The sequence below is a fragment of the Enterobacter cloacae complex sp. 372C4 genome (assembly GCF_050030615.1).
Lineage (GTDB): Bacteria > Pseudomonadota > Gammaproteobacteria > Enterobacterales > Enterobacteriaceae > Enterobacter > Enterobacter intestinihominis.
Map to the genome: position 1 here is coordinate 2,769,806 of NZ_JBLGUQ010000001.1, position 22,895 is coordinate 2,792,700.

General features: G+C 55.9%; 22 protein-coding genes. 15 read left to right on the forward strand and 7 right to left on the reverse strand.

All coding sequences use genetic code 11. From position 1 onward, the window contains the following. The 12 genes from murD (at position 1) to mutT (ending at position 14,400) form a co-directional block, all read left to right on the forward strand. Positions 1–1,317, forward strand: coding sequence for a UDP-N-acetylmuramoyl-L-alanine--D-glutamate ligase (murD, locus tag ACQG11_RS13305; protein ID WP_023299321.1), 1,317 nt, complete (start codon positions 1–3; stop codon positions 1,315–1,317). Beyond that, entirely contained in the window at positions 1,317–2,561 is a 1,245-nt protein-coding gene (gene ftsW / locus ACQG11_RS13310; protein WP_022647044.1) for a cell division protein FtsW, read from the forward strand. Before murD ends, ftsW begins: the two co-directional genes overlap by 1 nt. Beyond that, positions 2,558–3,622 (forward strand): undecaprenyldiphospho-muramoylpentapeptide beta-N-acetylglucosaminyltransferase, encoded by a 1,065-nt coding sequence (gene murG, locus ACQG11_RS13315; RefSeq protein WP_038415340.1) that lies wholly within the window; start codon positions 2,558–2,560, stop codon positions 3,620–3,622. The genes ftsW and murG overlap by 4 nt, the downstream gene beginning before the upstream one ends. A gap of 59 nt (positions 3,623–3,681) precedes the next feature. After that, positions 3,682–5,157: a UDP-N-acetylmuramate--L-alanine ligase gene (gene murC / locus ACQG11_RS13320; RefSeq protein ID WP_022647046.1), complete on the forward strand. Its 1,476-nt coding sequence runs from the start codon at positions 3,682–3,684 to the stop codon at positions 5,155–5,157. Then, positions 5,150–6,070: a D-alanine--D-alanine ligase gene (locus ACQG11_RS13325; RefSeq protein ID WP_426728429.1), complete on the forward strand. Its 921-nt coding sequence runs from the start codon at positions 5,150–5,152 to the stop codon at positions 6,068–6,070. The genes murC and ACQG11_RS13325 overlap by 8 nt, the downstream gene beginning before the upstream one ends. A 1-nt stretch (position 6,071) precedes the next feature. Continuing rightward, positions 6,072–6,914 (forward strand): cell division protein FtsQ, encoded by an 843-nt coding sequence (gene ftsQ, locus ACQG11_RS13330; RefSeq protein ID WP_003856342.1) that lies wholly within the window; start codon positions 6,072–6,074, stop codon positions 6,912–6,914. Then, positions 6,911–8,167: a cell division protein FtsA gene (gene ftsA, locus ACQG11_RS13335; protein ID WP_003856340.1), complete on the forward strand. Its 1,257-nt coding sequence runs from the start codon at positions 6,911–6,913 to the stop codon at positions 8,165–8,167. Before ftsQ ends, ftsA begins: the two co-directional genes overlap by 4 nt. Before the next feature lie 62 nt (positions 8,168–8,229). After that, a complete protein-coding gene (ftsZ, locus tag ACQG11_RS13340; RefSeq protein WP_022647048.1) occupies positions 8,230–9,381 on the forward strand; it encodes a cell division protein FtsZ in 1,152 nt (383 codons plus the stop codon). Between the two features lie 101 nt (positions 9,382–9,482). Then, positions 9,483–10,400 (forward strand): UDP-3-O-acyl-N-acetylglucosamine deacetylase, encoded by a 918-nt coding sequence (gene lpxC / locus ACQG11_RS13345; RefSeq protein WP_003856337.1) that lies wholly within the window; start codon positions 9,483–9,485, stop codon positions 10,398–10,400. Between the two features lie 281 nt (positions 10,401–10,681). Then, positions 10,682–11,185 carry a secA translation cis-regulator SecM gene (gene secM, locus ACQG11_RS13350; RefSeq protein ID WP_032677334.1) on the forward strand — a complete coding sequence of 168 codons (504 nt, stop codon included), beginning with the start codon at positions 10,682–10,684 and terminating at the stop codon, positions 11,183–11,185. A gap of 59 nt (positions 11,186–11,244) precedes the next feature. After that, positions 11,245–13,950 carry a preprotein translocase subunit SecA gene (gene secA / locus ACQG11_RS13355; protein WP_022647050.1) on the forward strand — a complete coding sequence of 902 codons (2,706 nt, stop codon included), beginning with the start codon at positions 11,245–11,247 and terminating at the stop codon, positions 13,948–13,950. A 57-nt stretch (positions 13,951–14,007) separates the two neighbouring features. Next, positions 14,008–14,400: an 8-oxo-dGTP diphosphatase MutT gene (gene mutT / locus ACQG11_RS13360; RefSeq protein WP_032625594.1), complete on the forward strand. Its 393-nt coding sequence runs from the start codon at positions 14,008–14,010 to the stop codon at positions 14,398–14,400. A 34-nt stretch (positions 14,401–14,434) separates the two neighbouring features. On the opposite strand, the gene yacG is transcribed toward mutT, so the two are convergent. The 3 genes from yacG to coaE are packed head-to-tail and all read right to left on the reverse strand — an operon-like array spanning position 14,435 to position 16,002. Beyond that, complete coding sequence (gene yacG / locus ACQG11_RS13365; RefSeq protein ID WP_003856332.1) at positions 14,435–14,629, reverse strand: DNA gyrase inhibitor YacG; 195 nt, start codon at positions 14,627–14,629, stop codon at positions 14,435–14,437. Positions 14,630–14,638: 9 nt separating this feature from the next. Beyond that, positions 14,639–15,382, reverse strand: coding sequence for a cell division protein ZapD (gene zapD / locus ACQG11_RS13370; RefSeq protein ID WP_022647052.1), 744 nt, complete (start codon positions 15,380–15,382; stop codon positions 14,639–14,641). After that, complete coding sequence (gene coaE, locus ACQG11_RS13375) at positions 15,382–16,002, reverse strand: dephospho-CoA kinase (protein WP_023299329.1); 621 nt, start codon at positions 16,000–16,002, stop codon at positions 15,382–15,384. Before coaE ends, zapD begins: the two co-directional genes overlap by 1 nt. 228 nt (positions 16,003–16,230) lie before the next feature. Between coaE and ACQG11_RS13380 the strand changes: the two genes are divergently transcribed. Next, on the forward strand, positions 16,231–17,274 hold the full coding sequence (locus ACQG11_RS13380; protein WP_022647054.1) for a GMP reductase: 1,044 nt from the start codon (positions 16,231–16,233) through the stop codon (positions 17,272–17,274). Between the two features lie 33 nt (positions 17,275–17,307). On the opposite strand, the gene hofC is transcribed toward ACQG11_RS13380, so the two are convergent. From hofC to nadC, 4 genes are all read right to left on the reverse strand, one after another. After that, positions 17,308–18,492 carry a protein transport protein HofC gene (gene hofC / locus ACQG11_RS13385; RefSeq protein ID WP_126291389.1) on the reverse strand — a complete coding sequence of 395 codons (1,185 nt, stop codon included), beginning with the start codon at positions 18,490–18,492 and terminating at the stop codon, positions 17,308–17,310. Next, positions 18,482–19,861 (reverse strand): type II secretion system protein GspE, encoded by a 1,380-nt coding sequence (gspE, locus tag ACQG11_RS13390; RefSeq protein WP_022647056.1) that lies wholly within the window; start codon positions 19,859–19,861, stop codon positions 18,482–18,484. Before gspE ends, hofC begins: the two co-directional genes overlap by 11 nt. A gap of 12 nt (positions 19,862–19,873) precedes the next feature. Further along, positions 19,874–20,311, reverse strand: coding sequence for a prepilin peptidase-dependent pilin (gene ppdD, locus ACQG11_RS13395; RefSeq protein ID WP_023299332.1), 438 nt, complete (start codon positions 20,309–20,311; stop codon positions 19,874–19,876). Positions 20,312–20,485: 174 nt separating this feature from the next. Then, the gene (nadC, locus tag ACQG11_RS13400) at positions 20,486–21,379 is read right to left on the reverse strand and encodes a carboxylating nicotinate-nucleotide diphosphorylase (protein WP_022647058.1); all 894 of its coding nucleotides are present in this window, start codon (positions 21,377–21,379) and stop codon (positions 20,486–20,488) included. An 87-nt stretch (positions 21,380–21,466) separates the two neighbouring features. Between nadC and ampD the strand changes: the two genes are divergently transcribed. Further along, positions 21,467–22,030 carry a 1,6-anhydro-N-acetylmuramyl-L-alanine amidase AmpD gene (gene ampD / locus ACQG11_RS13405; RefSeq protein ID WP_022647059.1) on the forward strand — a complete coding sequence of 188 codons (564 nt, stop codon included), beginning with the start codon at positions 21,467–21,469 and terminating at the stop codon, positions 22,028–22,030. Further along, positions 22,027–22,881 carry a beta-lactamase regulator AmpE gene (ampE, locus tag ACQG11_RS13410; RefSeq protein WP_023299333.1) on the forward strand — a complete coding sequence of 285 codons (855 nt, stop codon included), beginning with the start codon at positions 22,027–22,029 and terminating at the stop codon, positions 22,879–22,881. Before ampD ends, ampE begins: the two co-directional genes overlap by 4 nt. The last annotated feature ends 14 nt before the right edge of the window (positions 22,882–22,895 follow it).

Genomic DNA, 22,895 nt, shown 5'->3' on the forward strand with positions numbered 1-22,895 from the left:
ATGGCAGATTACCAGGGCAAAAAAGTCGTTATCATCGGGTTGGGCCTTACCGGCCTCTCCTGCGTGGACTTTTTCCTTGCGCGTGGCGTGACGCCGCGCGTGATGGATACGCGCGTCTCTCCGCCGGGTCTGGACAAGCTGCCGGAGCAGGTTGAACGCCACCTGGGTGGTCTGAATGATGAGTGGCTGCTGGTCGCCGATCTGATTGTTGCCAGCCCGGGCATGGCGCTGGCGCATCCTTCGCTGAGTGCCGCGGCGGATGCAGGCGTTGAGATTGTTGGCGATATCGAACTGTTCTGCCGGGAGGCGCAGGCCCCGATCGTTGCCATTACCGGTTCAAACGGTAAAAGCACCGTCACCACCCTGGTGGGTGAGATGGCGAAAGCGGCGGGCAAAAATGTCGGCGTGGGCGGTAACATTGGTCTGCCCGCGTTGATGCTGCTCGATAAAGGGTGTGAGCTGTTTGTACTTGAGCTTTCCAGCTTCCAGCTGGAAACCACTTCAAGCCTGCATGCGGCGGCAGCGACGATCCTTAATGTCACCGAAGATCATATGGACAGATACCCGTTCGGCTTGCAGCAGTACCGCGCGGCCAAGCTGCGTGTCTATGAAAATGCCAAAGTCTGCGTGGTGAATGCCGATGATGCACTCACCATGCCGGTGCGTGGCGCAGACGATCGCTGCATTAGCTTCGGTATTAACATGGGTGACTATCACCTTAACCGCCAGCAGGGCGAAACCTGGCTGCGGGTGAAAGGTGAGAAGGTGCTGAACGTGAAAGAGATGATGCTCTCCGGCCAGCATAACTACACCAACGCCCTGGCGGCGCTGGCGCTAGCGGATGCCGTTGGCCTGCCGCGATCTTCAAGCCTGAAGGCGCTGACCACCTTTACCGGCCTGGCTCACCGTTTTCAGCTGGCGCTGGAACACAACGGCGTACGCTGGATTAACGATTCCAAAGCAACCAATGTGGGTAGCACCGAGGCGGCATTGAACGGTCTGCACGTTGAAGGCACACTGCATCTGCTGCTGGGCGGCGACGGTAAATCAGCCGATTTCTCCTCGCTGAAGCAGTACCTCAACGGTGATAACGTGCGCCTTTATTGCTTTGGCCGCGATGGCAGCGAGCTTGCGGCGTTGCGTCCTGAGGTCGCCGAACAAACCGAGACCATGGAACAGGCGATGCGCCTTATCGCCCCCCGCGTGAAGCCCGGCGATATGGTGCTGCTCTCGCCAGCCTGTGCCAGCCTCGATCAATTTAAGAATTTCGAACAGCGGGGCGATGTCTTTACCCGCCTGGCGAAGGAGTTAGGCTGATGCGTTTATCTCTCCCTCGCCTGAAAATGCCGCGTCTGCCAGGGTTTGGTATCCTGGTATGGCTGTTTACGGCGCTGAAAGGCTGGGTGATGGCTTCACGGGATAAAGATTCCGACAGCCTGATTATGTACGACCGCACGCTGTTCTGGCTCACGCTGGGGCTGGCAGCGACCGGCTTTATTATGGTCACCTCGGCGTCGATGCCTGTCGGACAGCGTCTGGCAAACGATCCGTTCCTGTTTGCCAAGCGTGACGGGCTGTACATCATTCTCGCGTTCTGCCTGGCGATGATCACCTTACGCCTGCCGATGTCGTTCTGGCAGCGGCACAGTACGGCCATGCTTATCGCCTCAATCATCATGCTGTTGATCGTTCTGGTCGTCGGGAGCTCCGTTAACGGGGCATCACGCTGGATCGCCTTTGGTCCGCTGCGTATTCAGCCTGCAGAGTTCACCAAGCTTTCGTTGTTCTGCTACCTGGCAAACTACCTGGTGCGTAAAGTCGACGAAGTTCGTAACAACCTGCGCGGCTTCTTAAAACCGATGGGCGTGATTCTGGTGCTTGCGATCCTGCTGCTGGCGCAGCCCGACCTCGGTACGGTAGTCGTACTGTTTGTCACTACGCTGGCGATGCTGTTCCTGGCGGGAGCAAAACTGTGGCAGTTCATTGCCATCATCGGGATGGGGATTTCGGCGGTGGTGCTGCTGATCCTCGCCGAACCATACCGTATCCGCCGTGTGACCTCGTTCTGGAACCCATGGGAAGATCCGTTCGGCAGCGGTTATCAGCTGACACAGTCGCTGATGGCGTTTGGCCGCGGCGAAGTCTGGGGCCAAGGCCTGGGCAACTCGGTGCAAAAACTGGAGTATTTACCGGAGGCGCATACCGACTTCATCTTCTCCATTATTGGGGAAGAACTGGGTTATATCGGTGTGGTATTGGCGCTATTAATGGTATTCTTCGTCGCTTTCCGCGCCATGTCGATTGGCCGTAAAGCGCTGGAGATCGATCACCGCTTCTCCGGTTTCCTGGCCTGCTCAATTGGTATCTGGTTTAGCTTCCAGGCACTGGTAAACGTTGGGGCCGCAGCGGGTATGCTGCCGACCAAAGGTCTGACGTTGCCGTTGATCAGTTATGGTGGTTCGAGTCTATTGATCATGTCGACGGCCATCATGTTTTTGTTACGCATAGATTATGAAACGCGTCTGGAGAAAGCTCAGGCGTTTACACGAGGTTCACGATGAATCAACCGAAGCGGTTAATGGTGATGGCAGGCGGGACCGGCGGACACGTGTTCCCGGGACTGGCGGTTGCGCACCATTTAATGGAACAGGGCTGGCAGGTACGCTGGCTGGGAACCGCAGACCGCATGGAAGCCGACCTTGTACCTAAACACGGTATCGAGATCGACTTTATTCGTATTTCTGGCCTTCGTGGCAAAGGGATCAAGGCGCTGCTGCTGGCGCCGGTGCGCATTTTCAATGCCTGGCGTCAGGCGCGCGACATTATGAAGCGCTTTAAGCCTGACGTCGTTCTGGGCATGGGCGGCTACGTTTCCGGTCCGGGAGGACTGGCGGCGTGGTCACTGGGCATCCCTGTTGTTCTGCATGAGCAGAACGGTATTGCCGGGTTGACCAACAAATGGCTGGCAAAAATCGCCACCAAAGTTATGCAGGCCTTCCCCGGGGCATTCCCGAAAGCGGATGTCGTAGGGAACCCGGTGCGTGTGGACGTGCTGGCGCTGCCGCTGCCAGATGCACGTCTGGCGGGCCGAGAAGGGCCGGTGCGCGTGCTGGTTGTCGGCGGTTCCCAGGGCGCACGTATTTTAAACCAGACGATGCCACAGGTTGCGGCAAAACTGGGTGATGCGGTGACCATCTGGCACCAGAGCGGGAAGGGCGCTCAGCAGAGCGTTGAGCAGGCTTACGCGCAGGAAGGTCAGCCGCAGCATAAAGTGACTGAATTTATTGATGATATGGCCGCAGCCTATGCCTGGGCCGATGTCGTGGTCTGTCGCTCGGGCGCGCTGACGGTGAGCGAAATCGCCGCCGCCGGTTTGCCAGCGCTTTTTGTGCCGTTCCAGCACAAAGACCGACAGCAGTACTGGAATGCGCTGCCGCTTGAGAAAGCGGGTGCCGCAAAAATTTTTGAGCAGCCACAATTTACCGCTGATGCGGTCGCCACTACCCTGGCGGGCTGGAACCGGGATGTATTACTGGAGATGGCGCAACGCGCACGCGCGACCGCTATCCCGGATGCAACTGAACGGGTGGCAAAAGAAGTGAGCCTGGCAGCCCAGGCATAATTCTCGCAGCGCGTGTTGCGCTGCACGATTTTTTTGAAGTAGTCGATGGCGTTTAGAGAATGAATACACAACAACTGGCAAAACTGCGTTCTATCGTGCCCGAGATGCGTCGCGTCCGGCACATTCACTTTGTCGGCATCGGTGGTGCTGGCATGGGCGGTATTGCCGAAGTGTTAGCTAACGAAGGCTATCAGATCAGCGGGTCTGACCTGGCGCCAAACCCTGTTACGCAGCAGCTGGCGTCGCTGGGGGCGACTATCTATTTCAATCATCGCCCGGAAAACGTGAGCGATGCGAGCGTGGTTGTAGTGTCCAGCGCGATCTCCGCGGATAACCCGGAAATCGTTGCGGCGCATGAGGCGCGCATTCCGGTGATCCGTCGCGCGGAAATGCTGGCGGAACTGATGCGTTTCCGTCACGGCATTGCGGTGGCCGGTACGCACGGTAAAACCACAACAACAGCGATGGTCTCCAGCATTTATGCGGAAGCGGGTCTCGACCCAACGTTCGTTAACGGTGGTCTGGTGAAAGCCGCTGGCGTGCATGCGCGTCTGGGCCACAGCCGTTATCTGATTGCGGAAGCGGATGAAAGCGACGCGTCGTTCCTGCATTTGCAGCCGATGGTGGCTATCGTCACCAATATCGAAGCTGACCATATGGATACCTACCAGGGCGACTTCGAGAACTTAAAGCAGACCTTTATTAACTTCCTGCACAACCTGCCGTTCTATGGCCGTGCGGTGATGTGCGTGGACGACCCGGTGATCCGCGAGCTGCTGCCGCGCGTCGGGCGTCAAATTACCACCTACGGCTTCAGCGAAGACGCTGATGTACGCGTGGAAGATTATAAGCAGATCGGTGCGCAGGGACATTTCACCCTGGCACGCCAGGATAAAGAGCTCCTGCATGTCACCCTGAACGCGCCGGGACGTCACAATGCCCTGAATGCTGCGGCGGCGGTGGCTGTTGCAACGGAAGAAGGCATTGATGATGAGGCGATCCTGCGCGCGCTGGAAAGCTTCCAGGGAACGGGCCGTCGCTTCGACTTCCTGGGTGAGTTCCCACTGGAGCCAGTAAACGGTAAGCCAGGTTCTGCGATGCTGGTCGATGACTACGGTCACCATCCGACGGAGGTGGACGCAACCATCAAAGCGGCACGCGCGGGTTGGCCGGAAAAGAATCTAGTCATGATCTTCCAGCCGCACCGTTACACACGTACCCGCGATCTGTATGACGATTTTGCCAACGTCCTTTCGCAGGTCGATACCCTGCTGATGCTGGATGTTTATGCCGCGGGTGAAGCGCCGATTCCGGGCGCGGACAGTCGGTCTTTATGTCGTACCATCCGCGGACGCGGTAAAGTGGACCCTATCCTGGTCCCCGACCCGGTGCAGGTAGCTGAAATGCTTGCCCCGGTCCTGACGGGTAACGATCTGATCCTGATTCAGGGTGCGGGAAATATCGGCAAAATCGCCCGTACCTTAGCTGAAATCAAACTGAAGCCGCAAACTCAGGAGGACGAGCGTCATGGCTGATAAGATTGCTGTCCTGTTTGGCGGCACTTCCGCCGAACGCGAGGTTTCTCTGAATTCGGGCGCTGCCGTGCTGGCGGGCCTGCGTGAAGGTGGCTTGGACGCGCATCCGGTTGATCCGAAAGAGGTGGACGTTACGCAGCTGAAAGCGATGGGCTTCGATAAAGCCTTTATCGCGTTGCATGGCCGCGGCGGTGAAGACGGCACGCTGCAGGGGCTGCTGGAGCTGATCGGTATGCCGTACACTGGCAGTGGCGTGATGGCATCCGCCATCTCCATGGATAAACTGCGCAGCAAACTGCTGTGGCAGGGGGCGGGTCTGCCCGTTGCGCCATGGGTTGCACTGACGCGCCGTGAATTTGAATTGGGCTTGTCGGACAGCGTTAATACACGCATTGCGTCACTGGGCTTACCGGTTATTGTGAAGCCTAGCCGTGAAGGGTCGAGCGTGGGAATGTCCAAAGTTGATAAAGCTGTAGATTTGGCTGACGCTTTAGCTCTGGCATTTCAACATGATGAAGAAGTTCTGATTGAAAAATGGCTTAGCGGGCCGGAATTTACCGTCGCGATGCTTGGTGAAGAAATTTTACCGTCAATTCGCATCCAACCCGCCGGAGTCTTCTATGATTATGAGGCGAAGTATCTCTCTGATGAGACGCAATATTTCTGCCCAGCTGGTCTTGAAGCACAACGTGAAGCGGAATTACAGTCTCTGGTGCTTAAAGCCTGGAATGTTTTGGGATGCCGAGGCTGGGGACGAATTGATGTGATGCTTGACGGTGACGGGCAATTTTATCTGCTGGAAGCAAACACGTCTCCGGGTATGACCAGCCATAGCCTTGTGCCGATGGCGGCGCGTCAGGCGGGAATGAGTTTCTCGCAATTAGTCGTACGTATTCTGGACCAGGCGGGCTGATATGTCTCAGGCTGCGTTGAACACGCGCAACCGCGATGACGAAGAAGAATATTCTTCTTCGCGCCGGAGTAATGGAACGCGTCTTGCAGGGATTATCTTCCTGCTCGGGGTGCTGTGCACCGTGTTTATCAGCGGCTGGATGGTGCTGGGCTGGATGGAAGACGCACAGCGGTTGCCGCTGTCGAAGCTGGTAGTGACCGGAGAGCGTCACTACACGCGTAACGATGACATTCGCCAGTCAATTCTGGCGCTGGGGTCGCCTGGCACCTTTATGACGCAGGACGTCAACATTATCCAGAGTCAGATTGAACGTCTGCCGTGGATAAAACAGGCGAGTGTCAGAAAGCAATGGCCTGATGAATTGAAGATTCATCTGGTTGAATATGTGCCGATTGCGCGTTGGAATGATCAGCATATGGTTGACGTAGACGGAAATTCGTTCAGCGTCCCGAGCGATCGTGTCAACAAGCAGAATTTACCGATGTTGTATGGCCCGGAAGGCAGCGAAAACGAAGTATTGCAGGGTTTTCGTGAGATGGGGCAGGTGCTGGCTAAGGATCGCTTTACGTTAAAAGATGCTGCGATGACGGCGCGCCGTTCCTGGCAGCTGACCTTAACGAATGGCATTAAGCTCAATCTTGGCCGCGGCGACACAATGAAACGTCTGGCGCGTTTTGTAGAACTTTACCCGGTTTTACAGCAGCAGGCGCAGACGGATGGCAAACGGATAAGCTACGTTGATTTGCGCTATGACTCAGGCGCAGCAGTCGGTTGGGAGCCGGCTCCGGTCGAGGAACCTAATCAGCAACAAAATCAGGCACAGGTACAGGCAGAACAACAATGATCAAGTCGACGGACAGAAAATTGGTAGTAGGACTGGAGATTGGCACCGCGAAGGTTGCCGCTTTGGTAGGGGAAGTTCTGCCCGACGGTATGGTCAATATCATTGGCGTGGGCAGCTGCCCTTCCCGTGGTATGGATAAAGGTGGGGTAAACGACCTTGAGTCGGTGGTGAAATGCGTTCAGCGCGCCATCGACCAGGCTGAATTGATGGCAGATTGCCAGATTTCGTCTGTCTATCTGGCTCTTTCTGGTAAGCACATCAGCTGCCAGAATGAAATCGGTATGGTGCCGATTTCTGAAGAAGAAGTGACGCAGGAAGACGTTGAGAACGTTGTCCACACGGCGAAATCTGTGCGTGTTCGCGACGAGCACCGTGTGCTGCATGTGATCCCGCAAGAATACGCGATCGACTACCAGGAAGGTATCAAGAATCCGGTCGGTCTGTCGGGCGTACGTATGCAGGCAAAAGTGCACCTGATCACATGTCACAACGATATGGCGAAGAACATTGTAAAAGCCGTTGAACGTTGTGGCCTGAAAGTTGACCAACTAATTTTCGCCGGACTTGCCGCGAGCTATTCCGTGCTGACCGAAGACGAACGTGAACTGGGCGTCTGTGTGGTCGATATTGGTGGTGGTACAATGGACATGGCTGTCTATACCGGCGGTGCGTTGCGCCACACCAAAGTGATCCCGTACGCCGGGAATGTGGTGACCAGCGATATCGCTTACGCCTTTGGTACGCCACCGAGCGATGCAGAGGCGATTAAAGTGCGCCACGGTTGCGCGCTGGGCTCTATCGTCGGCAAAGACGAGAGCGTTGAAGTGCCGAGCGTAGGCGGTCGACCGCCGCGCAGCCTGCAACGCCAGACGCTGGCAGAGGTAATTGAGCCGCGTTATACCGAGCTGCTCAACCTGGTCAACGAAGAGATTTTGCAGTTACAGGAACAGCTTCGCCAGCAGGGTGTGAAACATCATCTCGCAGCGGGGATTGTATTAACCGGCGGGGCAGCGCAAATTGAAGGTCTTGCGGCCTGCGCTCAGCGCGTGTTCCATACGCAGGTGCGTATTGGTGCGCCGCTGAATATCACCGGTTTAACGGATTATGCTCAGGAGCCGTACTATTCAACGGCGGTGGGCCTGCTGCACTACGGGAAAGAATCCCATTTAAGTGGTGAGGCAGAGGTGGAAAAACGCGTCTCGGTGGGGTCGTGGGTCAAACGACTTAACACCTGGTTGCGAAAAGAATTTTAATTTTTTAAGAGACCGGAGAGAATTAGCGGTCTCGGGCGACAGGCACAACGGAGAGAGAGATTATGTTTGAACCTATGGAATTAACCAACGACGCGGTGATTAAAGTCATCGGCGTCGGTGGCGGCGGCGGTAACGCCGTAGAGCACATGGTGCGCGAGCGCATCGAAGGTGTTGAATTCTTCGCGGTGAACACCGATGCGCAGGCGCTGCGTAAAACGGCTGTTGGCCAGACGATTCAGATCGGTGGTGGCATCACCAAAGGTCTGGGAGCAGGGGCTAACCCGGAAGTGGGCCGCAACGCGGCTGAAGAAGATCGTGAAGCGCTGCGCGCTGCACTGGACGGTGCAGACATGGTCTTCATCGCAGCGGGTATGGGCGGCGGTACAGGTACCGGTGCAGCACCCGTTGTGGCGGAAGTCGCTAAAGATTTAGGTATTCTGACCGTTGCTGTCGTGACCAAGCCTTTCAACTTTGAAGGTAAGAAGCGTATGGCTTTTGCGGAGCAGGGTATCACCGAGCTGTCCAAGCACGTGGACTCTCTGATTACCATTCCGAACGACAAGCTGCTGAAAGTGCTGGGTCGCGGTATCTCTCTGCTGGACGCCTTTGGCGCGGCAAACGACGTGCTGAAAGGCGCGGTTCAGGGTATCGCTGAACTGATTACCCGTCCTGGCCTGATGAACGTTGACTTTGCAGACGTTCGCACAGTGATGTCCGAGATGGGCTACGCGATGATGGGCTCTGGCGTGGCGAGCGGTGAAGACCGTGCGGAAGAAGCCGCTGAAATGGCGATCTCTTCTCCACTGCTGGAAGATATCGATCTGTCTGGCGCGCGCGGCGTGCTGGTCAACATTACCGCTGGCTTTGACCTGCGTCTGGATGAGTTCGAAACCGTGGGTAACACCATCCGTGCATTCGCCTCTGACAACGCTACCGTTGTTATCGGTACGTCCCTTGACCCGGAAATGAACGACGAACTGCGTGTGACTGTTGTGGCCACCGGTATCGGTATGGACAAGCGTCCTGAGATCACCCTCGTGACCAACAAACAGACTCAGCAGCCGGTGATGGATCGTTACCAGCAGCACGGTATGTCGCCTCTGACTCAGGAGCAAAAACCGGCTGCGAAAGTGGTGAACGACCCGACTCCACAAACGGCAAAAGAGCCAGATTATCTGGATATCCCGGCGTTCCTGCGTAAGCAAGCTGACTAAGAATTGGCTGGAATTTGGGGATTTGCGCTCTTTGTGCTAAACTGGCCCACCGTTAGTGATATACACTCTCGGTTGGATAGTTAATTTGGCGAGATTATACGATGATCAAACAAAGGACACTTAAACGTATCGTTCAGGCGACGGGTGTCGGTTTACATACCGGCAAGAAAGTCACACTGACGTTACGCCCTGCGCCGGCCAATACCGGGGTCATCTATCGTCGCACCGACTTGAATCCACCGGTAGATTTTCCGGCCGATGCCAAATCTGTGCGTGATACTATGCTCTGTACTTGTCTGGTGAACGAGCATGACGTGCGGATTTCTACCGTAGAGCACCTGAACGCCGCCCTGGCGGGTCTGGGTATCGACAACATTATGGTTGAAGTCGATGCGCCAGAAATCCCGATCATGGACGGGAGTGCTGCTCCGTTCGTTTATTTGTTGCTGGATGCCGGCATCGAAGAACTGAACTGCGCGAAGAAATTTGTTCGCATTAAAGAGACCGTTCGCGTCGAAGATGGCGACAAATGGGCTGAATTCAAACCGTACAATGGTTTCTCGTTGGACTTCACCATCGATTTTAACCATCCGGCGATTGACTCCAGCACCCAGCGCTATGCGATGAACTTCTCTGCGGATGCGTTCATGCGTCAGATCAGCCGAGCACGTACCTTCGGCTTTATGCGTGATATCGAATATCTGCAATCCCGCGGCCTGTGCCTGGGCGGCAGCTTCGATTGTGCCATCGTTGTTGACGATTATCGCGTACTGAACGAAGACGGTCTGCGTTTTGAAGATGAATTTGTTCGTCACAAAATGCTGGACGCGATCGGCGACCTCTTCATGTGTGGTCACAACATCATTGGTGCCTTTACCGCGTTTAAATCCGGTCATGCACTGAACAACAAACTGTTGCAGGCCGTCCTGGCAAAACAGGAAGCCTGGGAATATGTGACCTTCGAAGACGAAGCTGAACTGCCGCTGGCGTTCAAAGCCCCGACTATGGTCCTGGCGTAACGGTTAAAGCCGTTTCGTAAGAAAAGCGACTGGTTCACCTGGTACTCTCTCCGACCAGGGAAGCCAGTCGTTTTTATTTCTGCCCTTTCTGGATTTTGTCTCTCTCACCCCTGGCCTGTGTTGGGTGCCAAATAACGGTGTGTTCGCTGCATTAATGACCGTTTTTACCTGCTGCAAGGTGTCATTCCTGCTGTCGTGTATTGGCTTTAGTGGTAATATCTGGGCGCTAAAAAAGAATAACTGAACTCAGCCTGCACTGGCGGGCGAACGTGGTGGAGCAAGTGAGCGGAATACTAACGCGCTGGCGACAATTTGGCAGACGTTACTTCTGGCCGCATCTCTTATTGGGGATGGTCGCGGCGAGTCTCGGCTTGCCTGTGCTCAGCAACAGCGCAGACGCGGCAACCCCAGCACGTTCCACGACGACCAAGCACGATCTCACCACGCGGGTTAACTTCACCAATCTCGCATGGCTTGAAGCCAGCCGTCGTCCCAATTTCTCCGTTGATTACTGGCAGCAACACGCGATTCGCACGGTTATTCGCCATCTGTCGTTCGCGATGGCGCCGCAGACGATGCCTGTTGCTGAAGAAACGCTGCCGGTCCAGGCTCAGCACCTTGCTCTGCTCGATACGCTCAATGCGCTTCTGACGCAGGACAACCAGCCGCCTGTGACCGTGAGTCAGACGGCGCAAACTGCTTTTGTTTCCCCCGCATCCTTCTCTGTTTCGACCTGGATTAGCCAGGTTCACGGCATCCGTGCCGGGCCTCAACGCCTCAGCTAAATTAACCCTTTTTCAATACCTTAATTTATCTGCCCGACTGGGGCGTTTGAGAATTTATTATGCTAATCAAATTGTTAACCAAAGTTTTTGGTAGTCGTAACGATCGTACCCTGCGCCGCATGCGCAAAGCTGTGAACGTCATCAACGGTATGGAACCGGCGATGGAGAAGCTCTCTGATGATGAACTGAAAGCAAAAACCGCGGAGTTCCGTGCGCGTCTGGAGAAAGGCGAAACCTTAGAAAGCCTGATCCCGGAAGCCTTTGCCGTAGTACGTGAGGCCAGTAAACGCGTGTTCGGCATGCGTCACTTCGACGTGCAGCTGCTGGGCGGGATGGTGCTTAACGAGCGCTGCATCGCGGAAATGCGTACCGGTGAAGGTAAAACCCTGACTGCAACGCTGCCGGCTTACCTGAATGCGCTGACGGGTAAGGGCGTTCACGTTGTTACCGTCAACGACTATCTGGCGCAGCGCGACGCCGAAAATAACCGTCCACTGTTCGAATTCCTCGGCATGACCGTGGGCATTAACATGTCCGGCCTGCCGGCACCTGCCAAGCGTGAAGCGTATAACGCGGATATCACCTACGGCACCAACAACGAATACGGCTTCGACTACCTGCGTGACAACATGGCGTTCAGCCCTGAAGAGCGCGTCCAGCGTAAACTGCACTATGCGCTGGTGGATGAGGTTGACTCCATTCTGATCGATGAAGCGCGTACCCCGCTGATCATCTCCGGCCCGGCCGAAGACAGCTCCGAGATGTACCGTAAAGTCGACAAAATCATTCCACACCTGCTGCGTCAGGAGAAAGAAGACTCCGATACTTTCCAGGGTGAAGGTCACTTCTCCGTGGATGAAAAAGCGCGTCAGGTCAACCTGACCGAACGCGGCCTGGTGAAAATCGAAGAGCTGCTGGTGGCTGAAGGCATTATGGAAGAGGGCGAGTCTCTGTACTCCCCGAGCAACATTATGCTGATGCACCACGTAACGGCTGCACTGCGCGCGCACGCCCTGTTCACCCGCGACGTTGACTACATCGTTAAAGACGGTGAAGTCATCATCGTCGATGAACACACCGGTCGTACCATGCAGGGACGTCGCTGGTCCGATGGTCTGCACCAGGCCGTGGAAGCGAAAGAAGGCGTGGATATTCAGAACGAAAACCAGACGCTGGCCTCCATCACCTTCCAGAACTACTTCCGTCTGTACGAGAAGCTGGCGGGGATGACCGGTACCGCAGATACCGAAGCGTTTGAGTTTAGCTCCATCTATAAGCTGGATACCGTGGTAGTACCAACCAACCGTCCAATGATCCGTAAGGATATGCCGGACCTGGTATACATGACCGAAGCGGAAAAAATCCAGGCGATCATCGAAGATATTCGCGATCGTACCGCGAAGGGCCAGCCGGTTCTGGTGGGGACCATCTCCATCGAGAAATCTGAAGTGGTGTCTAACGAGCTGACCAAGGCGGGCATCAAGCACAACGTGCTGAACGCCAAGTTCCACGCTAAAGAAGCAGATATCGTTGCGCAGGCGGGTTACCCGGCTGCCGTAACCATCGCTACCAACATGGCGGGTCGTGGTACCGATATTATGCTCGGCGGTAGCTGGCAGGCCGAAGTGGCCGAGCTGGAAAACCCAACCCCGGAGCAAATCGCGCAGATCAAAGCCGACTGGCAGGTGCGTCACGACGCGGTGCTGGCATCCGGTGGTCTGCACATCATTGGTACCGAGCGTCATGAATCTCGTCGTATCGATAACCAGCTGCGCGGTCGTGCGGGCCGTCAGGGTGATGCCGGTTCTTCCCGCTTCTATCTGTCCATGGAAGATGCGCTGATGCGTATTTTCGCCTCTGACCGTGTGTCCGGCATGATGCGTAAACTGGGCATGAAACCAGGCGAAGCGATCGAGCACCCGTGGGTTACCAAAGCGATTGCCAACGCCCAGCGTAAAGTAGAAAGCCGCAACTTCGACATTCGTAAGCAACTGCTGGAATATGATGACGTTGCCAACGACCAGCGTCGTGCAATCTATACCCAGCGTAACGAACTGCTGGACGTGTCCGACGTGAGCGAAACCATTAACAGCATTCGCGAAGATGTGTTCAAAGCCACTATCGACGCGCACATTCCACCGCAGTCTCTGGAAGAGATGTGGGATATCGAAGGCCTGCAGGAACGTCTGAAAAACGACTTCGACCTCGAACTGCCAATCAAAGAGTGGCTGGACAAAGAGCCTGAGCTGCACGAAGAGACCCTGCGCGAGCGTATCTACGAAACCGCGCTGGACGTCTACAAGCGTAAGGAAGAAGTGGTTGGCGCTGAGATGATGCGTCACTTCGAGAAAGGCGTAATGTTGCAGACCCTGGACTCCCTGTGGAAAGAGCACCTGGCGGCAATGGACTACCTGCGTCAGGGTATCCACCTGCGTGGTTATGCGCAGAAAGATCCGAAGCAGGAGTACAAGCGTGAATCCTTCTCCATGTTTGCTGCCATGCTGGAGTCGCTGAAGTATGAAGTCATCAGCACTCTGAGCAAAGTTCAGGTGCGTATGCCGGAAGAAGTGGAAGCGATGGAGCAGCAGCGTCGTGAAGAAGCTGAGCGTCTGGCACAGATGCAGCAGCTGAGTCATCAGACCGATGAGAGCGAAGCCGCAGCGGCAATCGCAGCGCAGACGGGCGATCGTAAAGTCGGTCGTAACGATCCGTGCCCATGTGGTTCCGGCAAAAAATACAAGGCGTGCCATGGCCGTCTGAGCTAAGAACATAACAAAACGAAAAGGCGCAGATATCTGCGCCTTTTTTATGGAAGTGACATGATGAAAACACTGCAAATTGCTGTCGGGATCATTCGCAACCCGCAAAACCAGATCTTCATTACCCAACGTGCCGCCGATGCGCATATGGCCAACAAATGGGAATTCCCCGGCGGAAAAATCGAATCAGGTGAAACGCCGGAGCAGGCGTTGGTGCGTGAGCTTCAGGAAGAGGTGGGGATCACCCCGCATGGCGCAACGCTGTTCGATAAGCTGGAGTACCAGTTTCCGGACAGGCACATCACGCTGTGGTTCTGGCTGGTGGAAAACTGGGAAGGTGAGCCATGGGGAAAAGAGGGGCAGCCGGGTAACTGGATTGAGCTTCAGGCCAGCGATGCGGAGAAATTCCCGCCTGCCAATGAGCCTGTGATCCTCCGGCTGGTCGCACAACCGTAGGCCTGCTAAGCGAAGCGCCAGCAGGCTTTAAATGTTACTGCTGGTTTTCGCTCCAGTCATCGCTATCCGAGAGATCGCCTTCGCTCGGAATGCGTTTCTCTTCCGCCGCCCATTCGCCCAGGTCTATAAGTTGACAGCGTTTGCAGCAGAATGGGCGAAATGGACTCACTTCTCCCCAGACGACAGTTTTCCCACAGGTTGGGCAGTTTACGGTGGTTACGTCAGACATCGGCACTCCTTAACAACAGGCCAGTTCAAAATCGAGGCGTTCCGGCACGGTGCCATGCTCACTGTCCAGCGGCATAAAGCGGATCGCGAAACGGCTTTTATGTCCGGAAATTTGCGGGTAAAGCTGCTCGCCAAGAGAGAGATTCAAACGCAGAAGATCGGCGTCGTCGCCGTTATCCTGATAAAAACCGTTGAGACTGGTCTGCTTGCGGAACGGGGCAGAGTTACGCACAAGATCGAGGATCAGGGATAACGTTTGATTCATCGGCTCCAGACTGCCCATCCAGCTGTTTACCTGGCGATCGCGCTGTTCCTGCGGCATGTGCAGCCACATATGCAGCGTTGGCAGGTCAAAGCTACAGCAACCGCCCGGTATGCTCAGACGCTGACGCACCAGCGCAATCAGACGGTCCTCGCGTAAAAATTGTCCAACGCGCGGCGCGGCCATCAGCGTCGCGCTGCTGTTTTTTAGCTGCTGGCGTAAAGCGTCAATTCGACTTTTATCTACGCCCGGTACTTCGGCCCAGGCCTGTAATTTACGCTGCTGGCGCTCCAGCTCTTTCAACAGCTCAGTGCGGACATCGCCGCGTTCAATCACATCCAGCAGATCGCCCACGTTGCGGAAAAAATGCAGCGCGGTGGCGTGATCGTTGACGGGCAGATGTTGTGAAAGTTGTTGAATAAGAAATTCTATGCGTAGCCAGGTACGCATTTTTTCGTTAAGCGGATGCTCAAAAAGGATATGAGTCGACATTATGGTTTTTCCTGTGCAACGGCCTGCGCGGCGAAGGTCAGATACTGCGCGTGCAGACGAGCAACATCCGATGCAATGGCATCTGGTGCGCCGTTATTATCAATAACATCATCCGCAACGGCGAGGCGCGCTTCGCGCGTGGCCTGTGCGGCAAGAATTTGTTCAGCATGCTCGCGTGAAACATGGTCACGCGCCATGGTTCTCTGGATTTGCGTTTCGCGGGAAACGTCAATCACCAGCGTTCTGTCTGCTTTATTTTGAAGCTGATTTTCCACCAGTAACGGGATCACCCACAACACATAGGGCGAACTGGCTGCGGCAATCTGACGCTGAGTTTCATGGTGGATAATGGGGTGGAGCAGGGCATTAAGCCAGGCTTTTTCCGCCGGATCGGAAAATATGCACTCACGCAGCTGCCGACGATTCAGGGTGCCGTCAGCCTGTATCACACGGCGACCAAAATGCGCTTCGATGGCGTTTAAGGCGGGTGTATTGGGTTCTACCACCTGACGGGCAATGATATCGGCGTCGATAATCGTGATGCCGAGACGAGCAAACGCGTGCGCAACGGTGCTTTTACCACTACCGATGCCGCCGGTTAATGCGACGATATACCCCATTAAATCAGATCCTGGGAATTATTCAGTTTTAAAATCAGTTGCTTAAAATTCAAACTTACAACAGCCAATGTTTAGCTCTCTTTACCCGCTTTTTACCAGGTAAATTTATAGGATTGTAGCGTAAAAAAAGAGAATTTCGCAGTCTTGCGGAGCAGGTATTAGTGCGTATGATAGCGTCACTGGAGTTGTGCTTTTAATATATTTGCCTCTAACCCCAGGAATCCGCACATGCGTATCGAAGAAGATCTGAAGTTAGGTTTCAAAGACGTTCTTATCCGCCCTAAACGCTCTACACTGAAAAGTCGCTCAGACGTTGAACTCGAACGTCAATTCACCTTTAAGCATTCCGGTCAGACGTGGTCTGGCGTGCCGATTATCGCGGCCAACATGGACACCGTCGGGACCTTCGAGATGGCGACCGCGCTGGCGCAATTCGACATCCTTACTGCGGTACATAAACACTACAGCCCTGAGGAGTGGAATGCGTTTGTCGCCTCCGCCTCGGCTGACGTGGTGAAGCATGTGATGGTCTCGACCGGTACGTCTGATGCAGATTTCGAGAAAACCAAACAGATCCTGAACGCCAATCCGGCGCTGAATTTTGTCTGCATTGACGTGGCAAATGGTTATTCCGAGCATTTCGTCCAGTTCGTCAGCAAGGCGCGTGAAGCCTGGCCAACCAAAACCATCATCGCGGGCAACGTGGTGACCGGTGAAATGTGTGAAGAGCTGATCCTCTCCGGGGCCGACATTGTGAAAGTGGGCATTGGCCCGGGCTCCGTTTGCACCACGCGCGTGAAAACCGGTGTGGGTTATCCGCAGCTGTCTGCGGTAATTGAATGCGCTGACGCCGCGCACGGTCTGGGCGGCCAGATCATCAGCGACGGTGGCTGCACCATGCCAGGCGATGTGGCGAAAGCCTTCGGCGGCGGCGCGGACTTCGTGATGCTCGGTGGCATGCTGGCCGGCCACGAAGAGAGCGGTGGTACCGTGGTGGAAGAGAACGGTGAGAAATTCATGCTGTTCTACGGAATGAGCTCTGAATCTGCGATGACCCGTCACGTGGGTGGTGTCGCGAAATACCGTGCGGCGGAAGGCAAAACCGTTAAGCTGCCACTGCGTGGCCCGGTCGAAAACACGGCGCGCGATATCCTCGGCGGTCTGCGTTCTGCCTGCACCTACGTTGGGGCTTCCCGCCTGAAAGAGCTGACGAAACGCACGACGTTTATCCGCGTTCAGGAGCAGGAAAACCGCGTATTTAATAGCCTCTGACGGCTACGGCTGGCGCGCGTCCGTGCGCCAGCATTACCCCGCGCTCATTGCATCCCCCAGATGGAAAATTGGCAGATACATCGCCACCACCAGCGTGCCAATAATCAGACCTGTCACGACCAGTAGCAAAGGCTCAAGAAGCGCCGCCAGATTGTCTGCCTGCTGGAATGTCTGTTCCGTATGATGGCGGGCCAGATTCATCAGCATCACATCCAGTGAACCCGACACTTCTCCGGTGCGAATGAGCTGAATACACAGTGGTGTAAAAACAGAGGCCTTCTGGAAGGAGGACCACACGGGCATCCCCTGTTCGATATCGCTGCGTATCTCACGGAGTTTCTCCTGCCAGTAGCCACTCTCAACGGTCTCCTCCACACTCTCCACTCCTTGTAAAAAAGCAATTCCAGCCTGCTGGGTTAATGACAGCACGGTAAAAATTTGCCCCAGTTTTTGCCCACGCATCAGCGTGCCCATCACCGGTACATGTAACAGGACGTACTGCCAGCGCGGATGCCGCCGCAGCTTACAGGCGATGACAACCATTGCCACGAGCAGGGCCAAAAGGGTGAGGATATGCGCCTGAACCAGGGCCGCCAGCCCCATGACTGCCTGCGTGAGCAAAGGGAGCGGGGTGTTGAACGTTTTGTAGATTGCAGCAAACTCAGGCAACACCAGCGTGACCATCGCCAGCACCACGAAAACGGCCAGCGTCAGGATGATCAGCGGATAGCGCAGCGCTTTCTTCACCTTTGCACTGAGCTGCTGCTGGGATTTTTGTTGCTGCGCAAGCTGACGGCAGCAGGCTTCGAGCTTACCCGTCAGCTCACCCGTCTTCACCATCGAGACATAAAGGGGGCTAAACACCTCTGGCCATTTCTTCATGGCCTCTGACAGGGCGCAACCTTCGCTCAGGTCATCAGCAAGACTGTGCAGCAGCGCCTGCCAGTGCTTCAAAGGATGCTGTTCCGCCAGCATGTGCAGGCTTTGGGACAGCGTGAGTCCGGCCTGTAGCAGCGTGGCGAGCTGGCGAAAAATATCGTAGCAGTGTTGCACCTGCCATCGGTGTCGCTGCTGGCAGCGTTTTAGCGCCAGCGGGTGCAGCTGTTTAAGCACCAGAGCCGTGTAAGCTGCGTTACGGTCGATGGCCCAGAGGGTGCCGGTTTGCACCTCCCCCTCGGTGGTCAGGGCACGCCAGCGCCAGAGTGAATTAGCAGCCATCGGGCATTCCCAGGACGCGCAACAGCTCTTCGAGCGTGGTCAGCCCTTGCTCTACGGCCATGCAGCCGTGCTCAAACAAAGAGGTCATTCCCGCCTGACGAGCGCTTGACCCAATCACCTCCGTGCTTGCTCCGCTGGCGATGGCCTGCCGCAGCGTGTCGTCGATGACGAGCACTTCAAAAATGGCTACGCGACCATAAAAACCGTGGTAGCAGCGCTCGCAACCGGTGGGTTGCCAGCGAGGAAGCGGCCGGGGCCACAGCGTGCGAGGTAATTCGGTGTGGCGGCTGGCTTCCTGTCGGCAGTACGGGCATAAACGACGCACCAGCCGCTGGGCAATCACCATCGAGAGCGCCGAAGAGATCATCCAGCGCGCGACGCCCATCTGTTGCAGCCGTACCAGCGTTTCAGTCGTCGAATTAGTATGGAGGGTGGACAGCACCAGATGCCCGGTTTGCGCCGCCTTAATGGCAATTTCTGCCGTTTCGCCGTCACGAATTTCACCCACCATAATGATGTCAGGATCCTGCCTGAGCAGGGCACGCAGCACGCTCTGGAAGGTCAGCCCCGCGCGCGGATTAATCTGCGTCTGGTTTAAGCCTGCAAGCGGGATTTCAACGGGATCTTCCACGCTGCAAATATTAACGTCAGGGGTATTTCGCGCCTGTAACGCGCTGTACAGCGTCACCGTTTTCCCGCTACCGGTCGGGCCGGTGACCAGAATCAACCCCTGAGGGCTGTTAAGCGCCCCGGCAAAACGGGCCTGCTGGTCTGCACTCATCCCCAGCAGTTCAAGCTCCAGTGCCTGCTGCACCTGGTGAAGCAGACGAAGCACGATTTTTTCTCCACCGCTACAGGGAAGGGTTGCGATACGAAAAGAGACGGGGACGCTTGCCAGCTCCACCGTAAACTGACCGTCCTGCGGCAGGCGGCGCTCCGCAATATCCAGTTGGCCCAGCACCTTCAGGCGTGCGGCAAGCGTCGTACCGAGGGCGGCGGAAACCGGCGGTTGCGGGTAGAGAACACCGTCGATTCGCAAACGGATCTGGTAGCCGTGCTCCGTCGGTTCAATATGGATGTCAGAAGCCCGCTGGTTCACTGCCTGCTGCAACGTTGTACTGAGCACGTCAGCGGCTGAGTTTGGCACTATTCCCGGCAGGTGTGATGATGAGAGGGACTGAAGCCGTTTTTCCATCCGTTCGGCCGTCCAGCACTCAATATCAATACGTTTCTGCGTGGCGAAGCGTAACGCTTCCATCAGCTCAGAGGCAGGATTACCCACCACCGCAATGCTGATCATCTCGGTGTCGCTTGCGAGTAGCAGTGCGTGATGGCGCTGACAGAGCGTCATAAGCTGTTCGGTGTTCATTGTCCACTCCTGTCAGTTGTTGTCGAAGCGGAAAACATCTTCACAGGCTTGTCTGAGCGCCGTGTCGGACGCAATGTTGCAGGCGCGCGTCCAGCCCGTCATACCGTTACCGTCGCTCCAGATCGGTGTCATGAGCACTTCAAGTCCGTTAAGGCTTTCCTGCCCTGTTAACGATACGACCCCCTTCGCCACGCTCATCGCTGAAACGTAACGCGTGGTAGTCGGGGAGGGGATGCCATTGGTTCCTGCGTCGCAGCGATCCACACCACCACGATCCAGGGCGCAAAGCTCAATAGCGGTGCGGTAGGGAATGAACGTTTGCAGCATATCGGTGAGCGCTGCTTTTCGCAGGTAGTTCTGATAAGCCGGGATGCCAATCGCGCTCAGGATGGCAATAATGCCAATGACCACCATTAGCTCAATCAGGGTAAATCCTTGTTGTCTGTTCATATCTGCTCCTTACGTTAAGTGGCGCTACTGTGGCAGTACCGGCGCGCAGAAACGAGGGGCAAAAGCGCGAACGTGAAAGGGCTTTCAGGGAAATGATTCAGTGTTGCAGAGAAGGACAGCGTAATTGCGAGCGGTTTCGTATTTCCCCTCTCCGGGCGGAGAGGGGAAGATCAGTTATTTGAAGCGCATCGAGAGGTCCAGGGCACGTACGTGCTTGGTCAGGGCTCCCACGGAGATATAATCGACGCCGGTTTCAGCAAATTCGCGGAGGGTGTCGAACGTCACGTTGCCGGACACCTCAAGCTGCGCCTGGCCGTTTGTGCGTTTGACCGCTTCACGCATCTGCTCCGTGTCGAAGTTATCGAGCATGATGATGTCAGCCCCCGCTTTAATGGCCTCGTCCAGCTCATCCAGCGTTTCCACTTCCACCTCAACCGGCACATCCGGATGCAGCCAGAAGGCTTTTTCCACGGCCTGACGTACCGAGCCAGAGGCAATAATGTGGTTCTCTTTGATCAGGAAGGCATCGGATAGCCCCAGACGATGGTTGGCGCCGCCACCGCAGAGCACGGCGTATTTCAGCGCGGTGCGCAGGCCCGGCAGGGTTTTACGGGTATCCAGCAGCTGCGTGCGGGTGCCTGCCAGCAGGTCAACGTAGCGGCGTACTTCACTGGCAACGCCAGAGAGCGTTTGCACAAAATTGAGCGCGGTGCGTTCACCGGTCAGCAAGACGCGGGACGGGCCGTCCAGCTCGAACAGTGGCTGATTTGCCGTGACCGCATCACCGTCCTCAACGTGCCATGTTACCTGCACCTCGTCGCCCGCCAGCTGGGTAAAGACCTCCTCAACCCAGCGTTTGCCGCAGAAAACCCCCGCTTCGCGGGTGATGACTACCGCGTGCGACCGTGTCTCTTTTGGCAACAATTGGGCGGTAATATCGTTATCGGCACTGACGTCACCGCCGAGGTCTTCTCTCAGGGCATGGGCAACGCTTGCCGGGATATCACTATTAATACGTTCCAGAAGCGCGTCACGTCGGTGGTCGGGGTTATAGCGGCGAGGCGGCATGATAAAACTCCAAATTGGTAACGAATCATAATATTGAAACATGCTACTCTGAACCGAGTAACAGCACCATAGATAAGGAGTTCCAGCATGTTGTTAGAAAACGGATGGCTGGTGGACGCGCGACATGTACCGTCGCCGCACCACGATTGCCGCCCGGAGGATGAAAAGCCCACACTGCTGGTGGTTCACAACATAAGTCTCCCGCCAGGTGAGTTTGGCGGTCCGTGGATCGACGCGTTATTCACGGGAACGATAGATCCCGATGCTCATCCTTACTTTGCTGAGATTGCGCATTTGCGTGTATCGGCGCACTGCCTGATCCGCCGTGATGGCGAAGTGGTTCAGTATGTTCCTTTTGATAAGCGAGCCTGGCATGCCGGCGTGTCGATGTATCAGGGGCGCGAGCGGTGCAATGATTTCTCCATTGGAATTGAACTGGAAGGAACGGACACCACGCCTTACACCGATGCGCAATATCAGAAACTGGTTGCTGTGACGCAAACTTTAGTGGGGCTTTATCCCGCCATTGCAGACAATATTACGGGGCACAGCGACATCGCCCCCGAAAGAAAAACCGACCCCGGCCCGGCGTTTGACTGGTCCCGGTTTCACGCCATGCTTACCACGTCGTCAGATAAGGAGATAACATGACGTTGTTTACCATGCTGCTGGTTATGATCGCCGAACGCCTGTTTAAGCTCGGCGAGCACTGGCATCTGGATCATCGGCTGGAAGTGTTATTCCGCCGGATCAGGCATTTTTCCATGCTACGCACGCTGCTTATGACGGCAGGTGTGATGGTGATTACGTTCCTGTTGCTACGCTCACTTTACGGCCTCTTTTTCAACGTGCCGCTGCTGGTGGTATGGATACTGCTGGGCGTGTTGTGTATTGGCGCGGGCAAGGTGCGTTTGCACTATCACGCGTATCTGAAAGCTGCTTCCCGGGATGATGTCCACGCGCGCGGCGCGATGGCGAGCGAGCTGACGATGATCCACGGCGTACCGCCGGACTGCGATGAACGCGAATTTCTGCGCGAGCTACAAAACGCGCTGCTGTGGATTAACTTCCGTTACTACCTGGCGCCGCTGTTCTGGTTTGTGGTGGGCGGTCCATGGGGACCGGTACTGCTGATGGGCTATGCTTTTCTGCGCGCCTGGCAGACCTGGCTTGCCCGCTACCTTACGCCGCATGAACGTCTCCAGTCCGGCATTGATGCCATTCTGCACGTGCTCGACTGGCTTCCGGTGCGACTGGTCGGCGTGGTCTATGCCCTCATCGGTCACGGTGAAAAGGCGTTGCCAGCGTGGTTTGCCTCCCTTGCAGACCGCCATACCGCGCAGTATCAGGTCTTAACCCGACTGGCTCAATTCTCGCTGGCTCGCGAGCCGCACACGAACAAAGTCGAAACGCCTAAAGCTGCCGTCTCGATGGCGAAAAAAACGTCGTTTGTGGTGGTGGTGATTGTGGCGTTGCTGACGATTTACGGCACGCTGGTCTGACCCAGCGCGCCGAA

Coding starts and splice junctions, on each gene's coding strand:
- nadC (WP_022647058.1), bottom strand. CDS start 21,379: ATGCCGCCTCGCCGCTATAACCCCGACCACCGACGTGACGCGCTTCTG.
- ftsA (WP_003856340.1), top strand. CDS start 6,911: ATGATCAAGTCGACGGACAGAAAATTGGTAGTAGGACTGGAGATTGGC.
- mutT (WP_032625594.1), top strand. CDS start 14,008: ATGAAAACACTGCAAATTGCTGTCGGGATCATTCGCAACCCGCAAAAC.
- murD (WP_023299321.1), top strand. CDS start 1: ATGGCAGATTACCAGGGCAAAAAAGTCGTTATCATCGGGTTGGGCCTT.
- ampE (WP_023299333.1), top strand. CDS start 22,027: ATGACGTTGTTTACCATGCTGCTGGTTATGATCGCCGAACGCCTGTTT.
- murC (WP_022647046.1), top strand. CDS start 3,682: ATGAATACACAACAACTGGCAAAACTGCGTTCTATCGTGCCCGAGATG.
- ampD (WP_022647059.1), top strand. CDS start 21,467: ATGTTGTTAGAAAACGGATGGCTGGTGGACGCGCGACATGTACCGTCG.
- ftsW (WP_022647044.1), top strand. CDS start 1,317: ATGCGTTTATCTCTCCCTCGCCTGAAAATGCCGCGTCTGCCAGGGTTT.
- ppdD (WP_023299332.1), bottom strand. CDS start 20,311: ATGAACAGACAACAAGGATTTACCCTGATTGAGCTAATGGTGGTCATT.
- ACQG11_RS13325 (WP_426728429.1), top strand. CDS start 5,150: ATGGCTGATAAGATTGCTGTCCTGTTTGGCGGCACTTCCGCCGAACGC.
- secA (WP_022647050.1), top strand. CDS start 11,245: ATGCTAATCAAATTGTTAACCAAAGTTTTTGGTAGTCGTAACGATCGT.
- ftsQ (WP_003856342.1), top strand. CDS start 6,072: ATGTCTCAGGCTGCGTTGAACACGCGCAACCGCGATGACGAAGAAGAA.
- lpxC (WP_003856337.1), top strand. CDS start 9,483: ATGATCAAACAAAGGACACTTAAACGTATCGTTCAGGCGACGGGTGTC.
- murG (WP_038415340.1), top strand. CDS start 2,558: ATGAATCAACCGAAGCGGTTAATGGTGATGGCAGGCGGGACCGGCGGA.
- coaE (WP_023299329.1), bottom strand. CDS start 16,002: ATGGGGTATATCGTCGCATTAACCGGCGGCATCGGTAGTGGTAAAAGC.
- hofC (WP_126291389.1), bottom strand. CDS start 18,492: ATGGCTGCTAATTCACTCTGGCGCTGGCGTGCCCTGACCACCGAGGGG.
- zapD (WP_022647052.1), bottom strand. CDS start 15,382: ATGTCGACTCATATCCTTTTTGAGCATCCGCTTAACGAAAAAATGCGT.
- gspE (WP_022647056.1), bottom strand. CDS start 19,861: ATGAACACCGAACAGCTTATGACGCTCTGTCAGCGCCATCACGCACTG.
- ACQG11_RS13380 (WP_022647054.1), top strand. CDS start 16,231: ATGCGTATCGAAGAAGATCTGAAGTTAGGTTTCAAAGACGTTCTTATC.
- ftsZ (WP_022647048.1), top strand. CDS start 8,230: ATGTTTGAACCTATGGAATTAACCAACGACGCGGTGATTAAAGTCATC.
- yacG (WP_003856332.1), bottom strand. CDS start 14,629: ATGTCTGACGTAACCACCGTAAACTGCCCAACCTGTGGGAAAACTGTC.